We start from the raw sequence: 15,301 nt of genomic DNA, 5'->3' as shown, positions 1-15,301 counted from the left end.
GGCGATCGGTTTGGGTCAGGGAGATAGAGGCCCCGGAGTGACAGATTTACAAACCCGTTTGCGTCAACTGGGTTACTTTAGTACCGAACCGACAGGCTTCTTTGGTTCAATTACCCAAAATGCGGTGATTCGTTTCCAGCAAGCCAACTTAATCCCCGCTACCGGGTTAGTCAGTGAAGAAACGCTAGTTTTTCTCAATAATCGGGTTCCCACCTTACCGGGAAACCCTACACCTTTGCCTTCGGGAGTCCTCCAACAAGGAGACACCGGGCCTGCTGTGGGTGTCCTCCAACAACGACTTTTCCGGTTAGGATTTTATAACGGAGAAATCACTAACTTTTTTGATGCTCGTACAGAGCAAGCGGTGATTCGTTTTCAGCAAGCTTATAGAATTCAACCCACCGGACAAGTTGGACCGACAACGGTGAGTTATTTGATTCAGGCGACGGGAGAAGGTATTCCTTCAGTTCCGACAACTCCTGTGGCTACTCCTCCCCTTCCCTTGAGATTAGGCGATCGCGGAACCTCTGTCAGTTTGGTACAGCAACGACTCCGGGTACTAGGTTATTATAATGGCTCGGTAAACGGGATTTTTGACTTAACGACTCGACGAGCTGTACTTGCTTTTCAGCAAGATTATGGTATATCTCAAACTGGAGTGGTCGGAGCCACGACTCAATCTTATTTAATCAGTGCTGTTCCACAGGTTCAGCCGAGAGTAGTTTCTCAGGTGCCGAGTTTTGGCATTCCTCAAGGTCGCCCCATCGGGGGAATTGCTCCAGTTAATCAACCTGTTAATCAACCTGTTAATCGGCTTATTGCTCAAGGTCGGCCTTTGAACCCTGCTCCTTTGAATCCGACTCCTTTTGCTCCTGTTCCTCAAGGTCAGCCCTTAAATCCTTCTCCCCTGATTCCTGTTCAACCTGTGGCGACTTACCGGAGTTTTGTCAGTGTGGGAGATACAGGATTTGAAGTGAGAAAAGTACAACAACGTCTGCGAGAGTTAAATTACTACAGAGGGCCGATTAACGGGTTTTTTGACCGCACGACTCAGGATGCTGTCGTTCGCTTTCAACGGTCAAATGGAATTACCCAGACGGGTGTAGTTGGGCCGACAACGCGCATTTATATGTTTAATAGCGCTCAGTCTTCAGGATCTTCTTTAAAGGCTGATATTTCTACTCCAGCGACTCCGACGACGACTGAAATTTCTCAAACTCCTCTTGAGACGATACCCATAACAACCACCACAACACCTGAAAATTCTCGCTTGGGTACTGCTAGTGTCCAAGAGTTACAGAAACGATTACAAGTTCAAGGGCTTTATGAAGGGCCAATTGATGGAGTTTATAATCCTCAAACGGAAGCGGCTGTTAATCAAGCACAAGAGGTTTATGGTAGCAGTGCGAATGATGTACTGTTCGGCGGATTGCAGTCTCAATCCCGTTAAATTTTGAGACAGTTGAGCAACATTTTCGCGGGGAGACGAACTCAATTTCCCCGCTTTGATCTTTCTATTCAATGCCATCTAGTTCTAGGTCTGATTCTGCTAAACTATGTTCGGTATGTTCGGCTTGTTCTGCGATCACTTGTGAGCAAGACCATTCACTTGGAATCAAAGAAGGCCACCCCATTCTCAAGGCTTCGTAGCAAACGGTATGAATTGTTAATTGACAGTCTAATAAGTGAAGTCCGGATTTTTCGGCTTGCTTCATGCCTATTTTTGAAATAGAATCGTTTTTAAATTCGACTGTTTTATTGCACTGAACACAGACTAAATGATGGTGATGATGGGGATAGGGTTGATTAATTTCGTAGTGCTTATGGCCTTCGGCGAGTTCGAGTTCTCGTAAAATCCCCAGTCGGGCCATGAGTTTTAGGGTGCGGTATATTGTTGATAAACTGATTGCTTCGCCTCGGCTTTTGAGAAGATTGTATAGATCTTCTGCGCTTAAATGGTTTCCTTTGGGAAGATTTTGAAAGACGTGCAGAATCGTTTCCCGTTGAGGAGTTAGCCGCCAGCCCTTATTATTCAGTTCAGATTTGAACGAGGAAGAGGTGTATAAAGGCATAATTTTGTTATCAATAAAGCTTTCATACTGAAAATGATACACAATAACTCTATCTATTGTCAAAAAAGGTGCTTATTGAGAATAACTAGCTATAATCAGAGTTACAGACTTTCGCCCTCGTTAATTCCGAAAATATCTTATAGCGTTTCTCCCTCTGACAGAAGCCTCTCGAGTTGATTCAGGAAATATCTATGCTTCTGTTGTTTTTGGCTTTGGGGTAATTGGAAATGCTTCCTTTTAGGTTGTAAAGGTTAATTAAGTTTAACTTGACATTGAGGAGAATTCAAGAGAATAATTTACAACTGTAAAAATACCCTAATTCGATCTCAGCTGAACTTTCTTGATTATAACACAGTTTGTCAAGGTCAGTTTATTCTTAGAAAATTCAAGTTTTTTAGAGTCAACTCCGCCATAAAATTTCCATAGTTCAATCAGATAACGGAGTTAATTTATACAATAAATATTAGGTAAGTTAATTAGGCTGAATTTGTAACTCAATCTGAATGGTATTATTAAGATCAGATGGAAACTGCCACATTTTTAGGGATTGCCGAACTCGATTAACTACAATCACTGTATCACTCGCCTTAGAAACAATGAGGTTGGAGTCAATATCATCCCAGATAATCCGTTCTACATTTCCCTGACGAACCACAACTTCAAACACCAATTTACCTCGAACCCCTGATGGTAAGTTAACCCCTTGTAAATAGCGGTTGAGTTCAGTCGTAATCTCTTGATCTAATCCCTCAACTGCAATCACTTTTAGACGGGATTCTGAACGGACAGAAACAGGAGTAGGGAGAGACGAAACTGGAGGAGGAGAAGGTGCAATTTCCGACGAACGAATCCCTCTGCGTGTAGGTGTAGACTGTTGAGGGGAAGGAGATGCAAAACTGGGAACCGAATTAGAAGAACCATTAACTGAAGGTTCAGATCCAAAAATCCCTTCATAACTAACCCCTTCTGGTAATTCTACCGGAATTTGTACCGTGCGGCGCGTGCCATCTGGATCGACTCTTACTTCCTCACTGACGGCAACAAATGCGGTATACTGCGACAACAACTGGTAATCTAGAGCGGTCTGTGTGACTGCATCAACACCGGATCGGGTTTCACCCCCAAACATTTGATTCATTAAGTGTTTAATTTTTGCTCGTCCCCACAACCCAGCGATTGCACTATTACCAAAATTATTGTCGATTGGAGTTGATGAAGTTGATTCAGGAATATTAACATTTGTCGAGGCTGTAAAGTTGACCGGAATGATTTGTTCATAGCGATCGCCATTAGCCGTTATTCCTCTAATCTTCAGTTTACCATTACGAAGGTCAGTTTTTCGCCCAAAAATTACTAGGGGCTGATGATCAAATAAATCTGCAACTCTCACGGGGTAAATTTCAACAGGTTCCCCACCCCCTTCCCAACTGACTTGAATATTCGTTAAAACGGGATTATTGATTTGATTCACAAACAATTCTACCTGATCTTCTGTCGGTTCATCAGGGCGAGTAATTTGAGTTGTTCCTCGTCCAAGTTCCGCCAAACGATTCAATAAAAAACGATTAACCGAACTTCCCACGCCAAAACTATAAAGACGATTTCCTGATTTTAACTGATTTTTGACAACCGCAAGCACTTCATTTTCATTCCCAATATAGCCATCTGTAATTAAGACAATACTGCGTAAACGTTCAGCCGGGGGAGAGGGATAATTCATCACCGTTTGAATTCCGTTTAATAACTCAGTTCCGCCATTAGCTTCGAGTTGATTAATATAAGTAATTGCTTTTTGTTGATTGGTGACTGTATTAGCAAGAGGCGTTGAAGAAAGAGCGGTTGTAGTGTCAGAAAAGTCGAGAATAGTAAACGTATCATCAGGGTTTAAAGATTGAATAAACCGTCGCATCAGTTGTTTCGACTTCGCCAGAGGTTCACCCCGTTGAGAACCAGAAGTATCGATCAAGAAGACAACATCTTTTGCTACAATTTCGTCTTTTTTATACTCTAAACTCGGAATTAAATAGGTCGCAAAGTGTCCCCCGCGATCATCGGCTTGGATTAATGTTTTTAGTTGTGTTGTTTCACCCGAAACCTGATAACGAATGATTAAATCTTTGTTCGGGATTGTATCTGATTCTGCTAAATTTACTTCTATCTTATTGCCGCTATTTTGAGTTATAATCTGATGAGAAGGCGAGGTAATTTGTTGACCCAAAACATCTGTATCTATTTCTAACTTGACATTAATATCATGTCCAGAACGAGTCGCGGGAGGAAGGACAGGCGGAGTAATTCGAGACGCATCGGGAACCCTTTCTGTCTCTCGTATTTGTTGATTATTTGAAATTCCTGGAATATAACGAGGACCAACAACCATCGGAAAGACAAATTCATAGTTTCCCTCTTGAAACTTCAAACTTTCTGTATAGCTAATTTTAACTTCTATTTGTTCACCGGGTTTAATATTTGCCAAAGATTGGGTAAAAATATTATCGCGTTCTTGTTCAAGTAAAGCCGTCGTATTTCCTTCTACTTTGGCTTGTTCATAAATGGCTTGTGCTTCTTCACGTTTTTTGAGAATAGACTTAACAATGCGATCGCCAATCTTAATTTCAAGAGAATCTACTGCGGCTTCATCGGGTAAAGGAAAAACATAAATCGCTTCCAATGTTTCCTCAAACGGATTTTCAAACCGTTGAACCATTTCAACCTGTGAAATATTTCCCGATATTTTACCTAAAACTTCTGTTTTTTTAAGAGGAAATACCGCAGAAATATCATTTTCTGAAAAAACATACAAACCTCCCCCTTGACAATTTGAAGTACAAGCCGAAGAAGTCCCCGAAGCAGAATTAACCTGAGCAAGTTCCTGAACACTCACTGACGAAAAAAGCCGTTGGGAAGTCGTTGCAGCAACAGCTACATTTAAGGAAATCTGAGTAAGGAAAAAAAAACCGAGCGAAACTCGCACTAAACCGATTAAACTAGAAAAAAATAGCATTTTAATTCAAAAACTAGACAATGACCAAGATTTGTCGATCCACACCAGTGATACAAAAAATAGAAAAAAAATAGAAATCAGGAGAGAGGCTAAAATTTTAAGTTAGAATCCAACTGGTTATCAATAGAATAATGATTCATGCCCGATTGATTTTTCCAGATATTTTGACATCATTGTTATCTTAATCAATCCATCTCACCTCTCTAAAAATCTGCAATTCCAAACAACACAATTCCGGCAAATTTACCAAAATATTATCCTTAAAATCAATCCCCACCCCATTAAAACTTCAAGAATTAAAAGATTGTTCACAACGGTTGGTACCCCCTAGAGAGAGGGAATTAAAAGATTGTCAAATCGAAAAGATTTTATGGCACAATACAAACTGTGCTTCATGGATTGAGTTGAGATGGGTAATTTTTATGACTAAGTTTGTTTTTATTACAGGTGGAGTTGTTTCGAGTATTGGTAAAGGAATTGTAGCTGCGAGTTTGGGACGTTTACTCAAATCCCGAGATTATTCAGTCTCAATTTTGAAGTTAGACCCGTATATTAACGTCGATCCCGGAACCATGAGTCCATTTCAACATGGGGAAGTCTTTGTCACTCAAGACGGTGCTGAGACTGATTTAGACTTAGGTCACTACGAACGGTTTACAGATACCTCCATGTCTCGCCTAAACAGTGTTACAGCCGGATCGATCTACCAAGCAGTGATCAACAAAGAACGGCGAGGAGACTATCAGGGAGGAACCGTACAAGTCATCCCCCATATTACCCATGAATGTAAAGAACGCATCCGTCGAGTCGCCCGAGACACCAATCCCGATGTCGTGATCACCGAAGTTGGGGGAACCGTCGGCGATATTGAATCTTTACCCTTTTTAGAAGCCATTCGTCAGTTTCGTAAAGATGTCGGACGCCAAAACGTGATCTATGTTCACGTCACCCTCGTTCCCTATATTGCTTCAGCAGGGGAAATGAAAACCAAACCGACTCAGCATTCCGTCAAAGAATTACGATCAATTGGAATTCAACCGGATATGTTAGTCTGTCGCTGCGATCGCCCACTCGCCAAAGGAATCAAAGAAAAAGTCTCTGAATTCTGCGATGTCGAAGTCGAATCCGTCATTACCGCACAAGACGCCGACAGTATATACGAAGTTCCTCTGATCCTCGAACGAGAAGGACTCGCCCAGCAAACCCTAGAACTCCTCCATCTCGAATCTCGTCAACCAGACTTACGAGGGTGGCAAACCATCGTTGATCGCCTGTATCATCGAGATACGGATAATTTAGGGACAACCCCCCCAACGATCGAAATTGCAATTGTCGGAAAATACATTCAACTCAGTGACGCCTATCTCTCTGTCGTGGAAGCCTTGCGTCATGGGGCGATTGAAATCGGAGTCGAACTGAATATTCGTTGGGTCAACTCCGAAGAAGTCCAAAATAACAGTATTGAATCTGATCTTGAAAATATTGATGGCATCATCGTTCCCGGAGGGTTTGGAATTCGAGGAATTGATGGTAAAATCGCAGCGATTCAATATGCTCGTCAACAGAATATTCCCTTTTTAGGACTCTGTTTAGGAATGCAATGTAGTGTGATTGAATGGGCGCGTCATATTGCTAAACTGGAAAGGGCCGACAGTGCTGAGTTTGACCCCGAAACCCCAAATCCAGTCATCAACCTTTTACCCGAACAGCAAGATGTCGTCGATTTAGGCGGGACTATGCGCTTAGGTTTATATCCCTGTCGTCTGCAACGAGATACCTTAGCGTATCAACTTTATCAGCAGGAAGTGGTCTATGAACGCCATCGCCATCGTTATGAATTTAACAACGCCTACCGCAACCTGTTTGTGGAGTCCGGTTATCAGATTAGTGGAACATCTCCCGATGGACGTTTGGTGGAAATGGTAGAACTCTCCAGTCATCCTTTCTTTATTGCAGTCCAATTCCACCCCGAATTTCAATCTCGACCCAATACCCCTCATCCCTTGTTTAGAGGGCTAGTCAAAGCGGCAAGCTGTCGGCGATCATTGCATTTAAACGTTTCTACTCAGCGACAGTCCACAGAGATCAGCACTTCAGAGAATCCTCAAGATTCTAACCGGGTTCAGTCCCCGGCTGAGGTTTCCTAGTTTAGGAGAATAGGGCTAACATCTAAACAGAGAGGATTTGAGAAACGATTCATGTCGGGTAACTGAATTCTTGATCACGCATCGATTTAGAGGTTTGAGGTACTCCTGTGGCTCACTGGATTAAAATTTTAGAGGACAGAAAACAATATATCGTCAATCTAGAGCGGATTGGCGCTTTTTGTGCCGAAGCCAACCAGCGGATCAAATTTTGGTTACCCGATAGTGGTCAACCTCTTGTGGTGAGTGGACAAGCCAACCCGGATGTGTATCAGATCCTCTGGAACTATATTGAAAAAATAATCGCCCCAGTCAGTCAGAATTATTGGATTCGGTTAGAGTATGAACGCAAAGAATATTTAATTAATCTCAGTCGAATTCAGTCTTTTGCTTGCGATGCCGGAAAGCGAATTACATTTTGGCTACCCGATGGCGTTGAACCCATTATTCTCAATCCTCAGACTTATCCAGAAGTTTATCATCAAGTCCAAGAATACATTCAGAATACGACGGGTTATTCACTTCCTTAATCACAAACCCTAAAAAAATCTTAATAAATCTTAACTTTTAGTCGCCATATCGTAACCTATAAAAATGGCTAAGTATCTATACCTAAAATTTAGTTTTCTAGTTCTAGAGAACTTATTTTAGGTCTAAAATAATGGTTAAGATTTTAAAGATGCACAAAATTAGTGTAGGTGAGTTACGGTCGCAATATGCACAAGGAAGACGAAATTTTAGTGGCATCAGCATAGAAAAGGTTGATTTATTTGAGGCGAATTTAGAAGGAATAATTTTAGAAAATAGCCAACTCAACCAAGCTTATATGCCCTATGCAAATTTGAGTTATGCTAACCTAAAAAATAGCGAAATTACCAAAGCCGAACTTGGAGATATTCGACTTTATCAAGTCAACCTTTCTTCGGCTAACTTAAAAGGGACTAACTTATCAAGAGCTAACTTACGTTACGCTAATTTACAAGGGGCTAACCTCTCCAACGTCAACTTACAAGGCGCCGACTTGTATAATGCCAATTTGACGGATGCCAACTTGCGCTATGCTGATCTAAATGGTGCCAATTTAGAACAAGCCAAACTGAATAATACCGAACTCTCTGGCTGTAATTTATTTCGCTCTAAAATGGCCGATCTCTCTGAGGCTAAATGCGATCATACAACCATTGGGCCAGAAGGATATTAAACCTTGATCCGACACCATGAGAATTTTACTCGTTGAGGATGATCAACGCATTGCTAATTAATAGTACATCCCATCAATCTTTAAGTCTAATTAATCTCAGTCAAAGTCTTGATTTAAAATGCCCCATCGCCCAAGCCATTACTCGCTGTCATGGTGGAGAAATCACTGTCAAAAGTTAAGAGAGAGTCGGGAGTTGCTTTCAAGTCCGTCTACCCTTAGCCTAGATAACGGTTGACTGAACTAATTTTTTGATTTTAACTTTTGAGGGTGTTTTTATGTGCAGTTCTAATTCTGACATTATCCAACGCACAATTGAATATATGACAAACTTTTTAGAACAACCTCATCCAGTTTTTGGGGGTTTACCTGTTTGTCCGTATACTCGTAAAGCTCGTTTAAGCAATCAGATTCTCTACAAAGTTGATCATTTTGGTGTAAATTATAGTCTCAATTCGGATTCTACCCTCATTCAAAGTATTCAAGACTTTCACCAAAGTCAACACTATGAAGTTTTACTGATTCTTCATCCCAATCCTCAAGCGATGACACCCGAACAAACCCAAGAATTTATTCACTGTTTAAATCCGATGATTTCCGCATGGGGTTTAATTGCATTTGGTGGACATCCTGATGAATCCTTTAATATTCAAGGCGTTTATACTCGGAGATTGCCTTATATTAATTTGACCATTCAAGCTCAATACTTACTCACACAAGCTTCTGATACTTTACTCAAAACAAAATATTATCACAATTGGACACCTGAAAATCTTAAAAATGTAGGGTTTCCGCGATCGCATTAAGTTGATTGGTTTGTCATCTTTCGTGAAACGCAGAATCTCACCTTAACTATTCGCCCTTTCTCGTCAAAGCCGGATAATTCTCAACTTTTGACATTCCACACCCAACTCCTGACGGTCTACTGTTTACCCGAAAAACAGTTCACGCAGTTCACAAAAAAGAGAGTTCACTATTGAGAGTAAACCCCCCTTATCGCAAATAGGGGGCGACATTGTTACAAAATCTCGGTAAATTGGGATAAGGTGATCGCTCAGTTGAATTTATAGATTCTTAAAATTGGCTGATCGCACTTGCATCTGACGAAATCACTGGAAAATCAAACTTGATTAATCCAAAAGTCAGATTTTCATTGAGTCACAATTTACTAAACAGACAAGGGTTGAGAAAGTCAATATGAAAGCCATGATTCTGGCCGCTGGCAAGGGAACTCGCGTTCGTCCGATTACCTATACGACCCCCAAACCGATGATTCCAATCCTTCAGAAACCTGTAATGGAGTTTTTGGTGGAGTTGCTTCGCAAACATGGGTTTGACCAAATTATGGTGAATGTCAGCCACCTTGCTGATGAAATCGAAAACTATTTTCGCGATGGTCAACGCTTTGGAGTTCAACTTTCCTATTCCTTTGAAGGAAGTATTCAAGACGGAAAACTGCTCGGAAAAGCACTCGGTTCGGCGGGGGGAATGAAAAAAATTCAGGACTTCTACCCTTTCTTTGATGATACCTTTGTGGTTTTGTGTGGGGATGCCCTGATCGATTTGGACTTAACGGCTGCGGTACAACAGCATAAGGAAAAAGGTGCATTAGCGACCATCGTGATGAAATCTGTTCCTCGGGATGCAGTTTCCAGTTATGGAGTCGTCGTAACTGATGAAAAGGGTCGCGTGAAAGCGTTCCAAGAAAAACCATCCGTTGATGAGGCGCTCAGTACCAGCATTAACACAGGGATTTATATTTTTGAACCCGAAATTTTTCAACATATTCCCTCGGGTTGTGAATTTGATCTCGGGGGCGACTTATTCCCCAAACTGGTTGAGATGGGCGCGCCGTTCTACGGCATTACAATGGATTTTGAATGGGTGGATATTGGTAAAGTTCCCGACTATTGGCAAGCGGTTCGGGGTGTATTATCGGGAGAAGTGAAAAATATCTCGATTCCAGGCCAGGAAGTTCGACCAGGAATTTATACGGGTTTGAATGTTGCCGTCAATTGGGATAAAGTTAAGGTTCGTGGCCCTGTCTATATCGGCGGAATGACTCGCATTGAAGATGGTGCGGAAATTGTTGGCCCGACGATGATTGGTCAAAACTGTTGGCTTTGTAATGATGCCTATGTCAGCAATAGTGTCATCTTTGAATATTCTCGCTTAGGGCCGGGAGTGCGTTTAGTAGACAAGCTGGTATTCGGACGTTACTGTGTCGATAAGACAGGCGCATCAATCGATGTTCAAGCGGCGGCTTTAGACTGGTTAATTACCGATGCTCGTCAGATGTTGTCTGATCCCCCGGTTGAACGTCATGCGATCGCAGATATTCTCAGTGGAAGCTAGATGAATTAAAATTTCTGCTAAACTCGCTTAGATCTGCTCTTTAACCCATAATCACAATGTTCACAATTACTTTTGATCAATCTCCTCTGAAAGTTGCTGAAGCAGGTGCATCCTACAATACAAATTCTTCTTCAGACAATTCTTTAGATGACATCCGTTTGATCGAAGTGTTGGTGGACATTCCAACGGGACAGTTAAAGACTCAAGATCGCGAGCAACCTCCTGTTTTTACCTACTCTATTCCTCCTCATCTGAATGTTGAACCTGGAGATATTTTGAGTGTACCCTTTGGAGCGATGTATCTGGGTGCGATCGCCATTCGCCCAACAACTCAAATTCCTCCGGGTTTGGATTCAGATCAAATTAAACCGGTTGATGAGGTGGTTTCTAAGGGCTTATTTCCACCTCACTATTGGCAATTATTACAACAGGTGGCGACTTATTACCAAACGCCTTTAATTCAAGTGATTCGGACTGCTTTACCTCCCGGATTATTGCGGCGAAGTCAACGACGAGTTCGGTTGTTTGTCAATAAGATTCCCTCTGGGGTTGAAAATTTTCTCCATCATCCGGCTTTGACAATCTTACAGCTTTTACAAGCTAAAAAATCAAATGATCTGAGTTGGGCGGAACTCAAGAAAAAAGTCGGTGGTGATTATGGACTGAGAAAAGGATATAAAGATTTACTAGCGAGGGGTTGGGTTGAAAGTTATTTAGAGAGTCCCAAAAAAGTCCAAGCCAAGCAGCAACTTGCTGTAATTTTAATTGGTGATCCGTATTCAGCTGTCGATGTCACTAAACGTCAACAGGAAGTCTTACAAATTCTTAAAAGTTGTGGGGGCCAGGCGTGGCTGAGTGAATTTTTACGCTTGTGTAAGACCACTTCCCCTACTCTAAAAACTCTTGCAGAAAAGGGCTATGTTCTCATTGAAGAACGAGAAATGCTGCGACTCGCTCAAGGGATCGAACAAACACCGGATCAACCGAAAACCCTCTCTCCCCATCAAACAAATGCCCTCAATATTATCGATCATTTATCGGGTTTCGCTCAAGTGTTGCTGCATGGCGTTACAGGTTCTGGTAAAACAGAAGTCTATCTACAAGCGATCGCTCCGATTTTAAAACAAGGAAAATCCGCTTTAGTCTTAGTTCCCGAAATAGGTCTAACGCCCCAACTCACGGATCGATTTCGCGCCCGTTTTGGTGAAAAAGTCTGTGTTTATCACAGTGGGTTATCGGAGGGTGAACGGTACGACACTTGGCGAAATATGACCCGCCAACACCCTCAAATTATCATTGGTACCCGTTCGGCTATTTTTGCTCCCCTTTCGCCTCTGGGCTTAATTATTCTAGACGAAGAACACGATAGTAGCTTCAAACAAGATCGACCCGCCCCCTGTTATCATGCTCGCACGGTGGCACGTTGGCGGGCTGAAATGGAAAACTGCCCCCTAATTTTAGGTTCAGCAACGCCGTCTCTAGAGAGTTGGATCGCTGTTCGGGGGCAGGAAGGCAGAGGAACACCAAAGCATCAAAGTATTGATATTTTCGATACAGAAAGTTCAGTGCCTATTTCTAAATCGCTAATCTCCAATAGCTATTATGTCTCGTTACCGGAAAGAATTCAATCCCGACCTTTGCCTCCGGTGGAAATTGTTGATCTGCGCCAGGAGTTGCGCCAGGGAAATCGCTCAATTTTTAGTTCTCGCTTGCAACAGGCGCTACAACAGTTACAAGAACGAGGTCAACAGGGAATTCTGTTTATTCATCGGCGGGGACACAGTACGTTTGTTTCTTGTCGCAGTTGTGGGTATGTGATGGAATGTCCTGATTGTGATGTTTCGTTGTCCTATCATCATATTCGTGAAGATGTACTACAAACGTCTCGTCAGGTTGTACCGACACTTCGCTGTCATTATTGCAATTATGGTGAACTTTATCCTCAGCGCTGTCCTGAGTGTGATTCTCCCTATTTTAAACATTTTGGGAGTGGAACGCAGCGAGTTGTCGAAGAATTAGGTAAACTATTTCCCGAGTTACGGATGATTCGGTTTGATAGCGATACTACTCGCACAAAAGATGCTCATCGGATTTTGCTGACTCGCTTTGCTCAAAGAGAGGCTGATTTATTGGTGGGAACCCAAATGCTGACGAAAGGTTTAGACTTAGCCGGAGTGAGTTTAGTGGGTGTTATTTCTGCTGATGGATTGTTACATTTATCGGATTATCGCGCCAGTGAACGAGCGTTTCAAACCTTATTACAAGTGGCAGGTCGAGCGGGTCGAGGAAATGATCCCGGACGTGTTATTATTCAAACTTATACACCTGAACATCCAGTTATTCAAGCCGTACAGGGTTATGAATATGAGTCATTTGTTGAACGAGAATTAGAACAGCGACAAGAGCTAAGTTATCCGCCTTATGGTCAATTGATTGCGTTGAAATTGAGTAGTTTAAACTCAACCGAAGTGGAAGAAACGGCTCAACATTTTGCCGAGATTTTGTTTACTGTTGCTGATGAAATCCCGGATATGGAGGTATTAGGGCCTGCTCCTGCCCCAGTTTTGCGAGTAGCAAATCGATATCGTTGGCAGATTTTACTGAAGTTATTACCGGGGACTTCGATTAATACTGCTAGTTTAGAACAATTGCAAGAGGTGTGTCCGACTTCAGTTCGTTTAATGATTGATGTTGATCCGTTACATTTCGGTTAGGTTAATTGTTATAGCGCTACGCGCTAGGCAAGAGCTTATATGGCAAGATCTCCCCATCTCCCCCAACGGGATAGCCACTCCCCTCAACGCGCTTGTTCCCGCGCACGGCGGTGGACTCACCATCTCCCTACCTCCCTACCTCCCCATCTCCCTACCTCCCTACCTCCCTACCTCTTAGAAATAGAATAGGGGGACGAGATTATCGTACCCCCAAAACTGATTATTTTTGAGTCGGTCTGTAATTATCGATCAACAGAACCCATAATGATATCAATGCTACCCAAAATCGCGACGATATCAGCTACTTTTGTTCCTTTCACAATCTCGGGGAAAATTTGTAAATTGCAGAAGTCAGCCGCCCGAATTTTGAACCGCCACGGGAAAACATTATCATCCCCAACAATATAAATTCCCAGTTCACCTTTACCGCTTTCGATGCGAACATAATGTTCACCTGAAGGAATCTTAAAAGTCGGAGCAATTTTTTTCCCAATAAACTGGTAATCAAAATCATTCCATTCAGACTTCGGCCCTCCCATCATCCGTTGTGCTTCGAGGTTCTCGTAGGGGCCGCCAGGGAGTCCATCTAGGGCTTGATAGAGGATTTTCACAGACTCGCGCATTTCCCGAATTCGGACAAAATACCGGGCTAAACAATCGCCTGCGGTTTCCCAATGAACATCCCAATCAAAATCATCGTAACATTCATAATGGTCAACTTTCCGCAAATCCCACTTGACCCCAGAAGCCCGTAACATCGGGCCAGACAAACCCCAATTCAGGGCTTGTTCACGGGTAATTGTGCCTAATCCTTCAATCCGACGTCGGAAAATCGGGTTATTGCTAATTAGACGTTCATACTCATCAACCTTGGGAAGAAAATAGTCGCAGAAATCTCGACATTTATCAATCCAACCATAGGGTAAATCTGCGGCGACACCCCCGATGCGGAAATAGTTGTTATTCACCAGGCGATAACCAGTTGCAGCTTCCCAGAGGTCATAAATCATTTCCCGTTCCCGGAAAATATAGAAAAAGGGAGTTTGGGCGCCAACATCTGCGAGGAATGGGCCAAGCCATAATAGGTGGTTGGCGATGCGGTTCAACTCCAACATAATCACCCGAATATAGCTAGCCCGCTTGGGAACCTCAATATTGGCGAGTTTTTCCGGTGCATTCACCACAACCGCTTCGTTAAACATTCCGGCTGCATAGTCCCAACGACTCACGTAGGGAACATACATGATATTGGTGCGGCTTTCGGCAATTTTTTCCATCCCTCGATGAAGATAGCCGAGTACGGGTTCACAGTCTACGACATCTTCTCCGTCTAGGGTGACAATTAACCGCAAAACCCCGTGCATAGAGGGGTGGTGTGGCCCCATATTGATGACCATCGGTTCGGTGCGGGTTTCTATTCGACTCATCGGTGTTTGCCTCTCAACCTCAATGTTTTATGCTGGTACTGTAAAAGTAGACGATACAACGAATGTATGGCGTTTGTTGACGGTTGTTTGTCTCCCTTGTCATTATAGGGAGTTTAGACCGTTAACAGTGATGAATGATCAATTATCAATTATCAATTATCCCTCTTTTGTGTCCCCTGTAATCTAAGATTGACCTCACAACTTGTGAACTTGTGAACTCCCTAATTTCCTATGCCTGAGTTGAATATAAATGAATTAACGGTTAATTTTGTTCATGTTCCCGTATTGAGTCGAGAATTGATTGCGGGATTGTTTGTGGTTGCAGGTGGACATTATTTGGATGCCACAGTTGGGGGTGGAGGTCATAGTATGTTGATCTTACAAGCG

General features: G+C 42.6%; 12 protein-coding genes. 9 read left to right on the top strand and 3 right to left on the bottom strand.

All coding sequences use genetic code 11. The annotated features are described in order from the left end of the window. Nucleotides 1-1,450 (top strand): peptidoglycan-binding domain-containing protein (locus M595_RS25265; RefSeq protein WP_023069405.1); only part of this gene is annotated, 1,450 nt, incomplete at its 5' end. Nucleotides 1,451-1,514: 64 nt separating this feature from the next. Here M595_RS25265 and M595_RS25260 read toward each other — a convergent pair. Both M595_RS25260 and M595_RS25255 read right to left on the bottom strand, forming a co-directional pair. Beyond that, nucleotides 1,515-2,072 (bottom strand): ferric uptake regulation protein, encoded by a 558-nt coding sequence (locus M595_RS25260; protein ID WP_023069396.1) that lies wholly within the window; start codon nucleotides 2,070-2,072, stop codon nucleotides 1,515-1,517. A 472-nt stretch (nucleotides 2,073-2,544) separates the two neighbouring features. Further along, the gene (locus M595_RS25255) at nucleotides 2,545-5,076 is read right to left on the bottom strand and encodes a VIT domain-containing protein (RefSeq protein ID WP_023069404.1); all 2,532 of its coding nucleotides are present in this window, start codon (nucleotides 5,074-5,076) and stop codon (nucleotides 2,545-2,547) included. Between the two features lie 422 nt (nucleotides 5,077-5,498). Between M595_RS25255 and pyrG the strand changes: the two genes are divergently transcribed. From pyrG to priA, 7 genes are all read left to right on the top strand, one after another. Beyond that, complete coding sequence (gene pyrG, locus M595_RS25250; protein WP_023069397.1) at nucleotides 5,499-7,223, top strand: CTP synthase; 1,725 nt, start codon at nucleotides 5,499-5,501, stop codon at nucleotides 7,221-7,223. Between the two features lie 107 nt (nucleotides 7,224-7,330). Beyond that, nucleotides 7,331-7,750 carry a hypothetical protein gene (locus tag M595_RS25245; protein ID WP_023069403.1) on the top strand — a complete coding sequence of 140 codons (420 nt, stop codon included), beginning with the start codon at nucleotides 7,331-7,333 and terminating at the stop codon, nucleotides 7,748-7,750. 149 nt (nucleotides 7,751-7,899) lie between these two features. Further along, nucleotides 7,900-8,421, top strand: a complete 522-nt coding sequence (locus M595_RS25240; RefSeq protein WP_023069400.1) for a pentapeptide repeat-containing protein — start codon at nucleotides 7,900-7,902, stop codon at nucleotides 8,419-8,421. A gap of 38 nt (nucleotides 8,422-8,459) precedes the next feature. Then, the gene (locus M595_RS31305; RefSeq protein ID WP_161809830.1) at nucleotides 8,460-8,600 is read left to right on the top strand and encodes a hypothetical protein; all 141 of its coding nucleotides are present in this window, start codon (nucleotides 8,460-8,462) and stop codon (nucleotides 8,598-8,600) included. A 96-nt stretch (nucleotides 8,601-8,696) separates the two neighbouring features. After that, nucleotides 8,697-9,224 carry a hypothetical protein gene (locus tag M595_RS25235; protein WP_023069395.1) on the top strand — a complete coding sequence of 176 codons (528 nt, stop codon included), beginning with the start codon at nucleotides 8,697-8,699 and terminating at the stop codon, nucleotides 9,222-9,224. Nucleotides 9,225-9,615: 391 nt separating this feature from the next. After that, the gene (locus M595_RS25230; RefSeq protein ID WP_023069402.1) at nucleotides 9,616-10,773 is read left to right on the top strand and encodes a nucleotidyltransferase family protein; all 1,158 of its coding nucleotides are present in this window, start codon (nucleotides 9,616-9,618) and stop codon (nucleotides 10,771-10,773) included. Between the two features lie 56 nt (nucleotides 10,774-10,829). After that, nucleotides 10,830-13,487, top strand: coding sequence for a primosomal protein N' (gene priA / locus M595_RS25225; protein ID WP_023069406.1), 2,658 nt, complete (start codon nucleotides 10,830-10,832; stop codon nucleotides 13,485-13,487). 242 nt (nucleotides 13,488-13,729) lie between these two features. On the opposite strand, the gene M595_RS25220 is transcribed toward priA, so the two are convergent. Continuing rightward, a complete protein-coding gene (locus M595_RS25220; protein ID WP_023069399.1) occupies nucleotides 13,730-14,914 on the bottom strand; it encodes an NAD(P)H-quinone oxidoreductase subunit H in 1,185 nt (394 codons plus the stop codon). Between the two features lie 231 nt (nucleotides 14,915-15,145). Between M595_RS25220 and mraW the strand changes: the two genes are divergently transcribed. Then, nucleotides 15,146-15,301 (top strand): 16S rRNA (cytosine(1402)-N(4))-methyltransferase (gene mraW / locus M595_RS29735; protein WP_023069398.1); only part of this gene is annotated, 156 nt, incomplete at its 3' end.

Origin of the sequence: Lyngbya aestuarii BL J (genome assembly GCF_000478195.2) — a bacterium.
In the GTDB taxonomy this organism is placed as follows: Bacteria; Cyanobacteriota; Cyanobacteriia; order Cyanobacteriales; family Microcoleaceae; genus Capilliphycus; species Capilliphycus aestuarii.
Note: the sequence above shows the minus strand (reverse complement) of the source record. Positions and strands in the feature narration are given on the sequence as shown.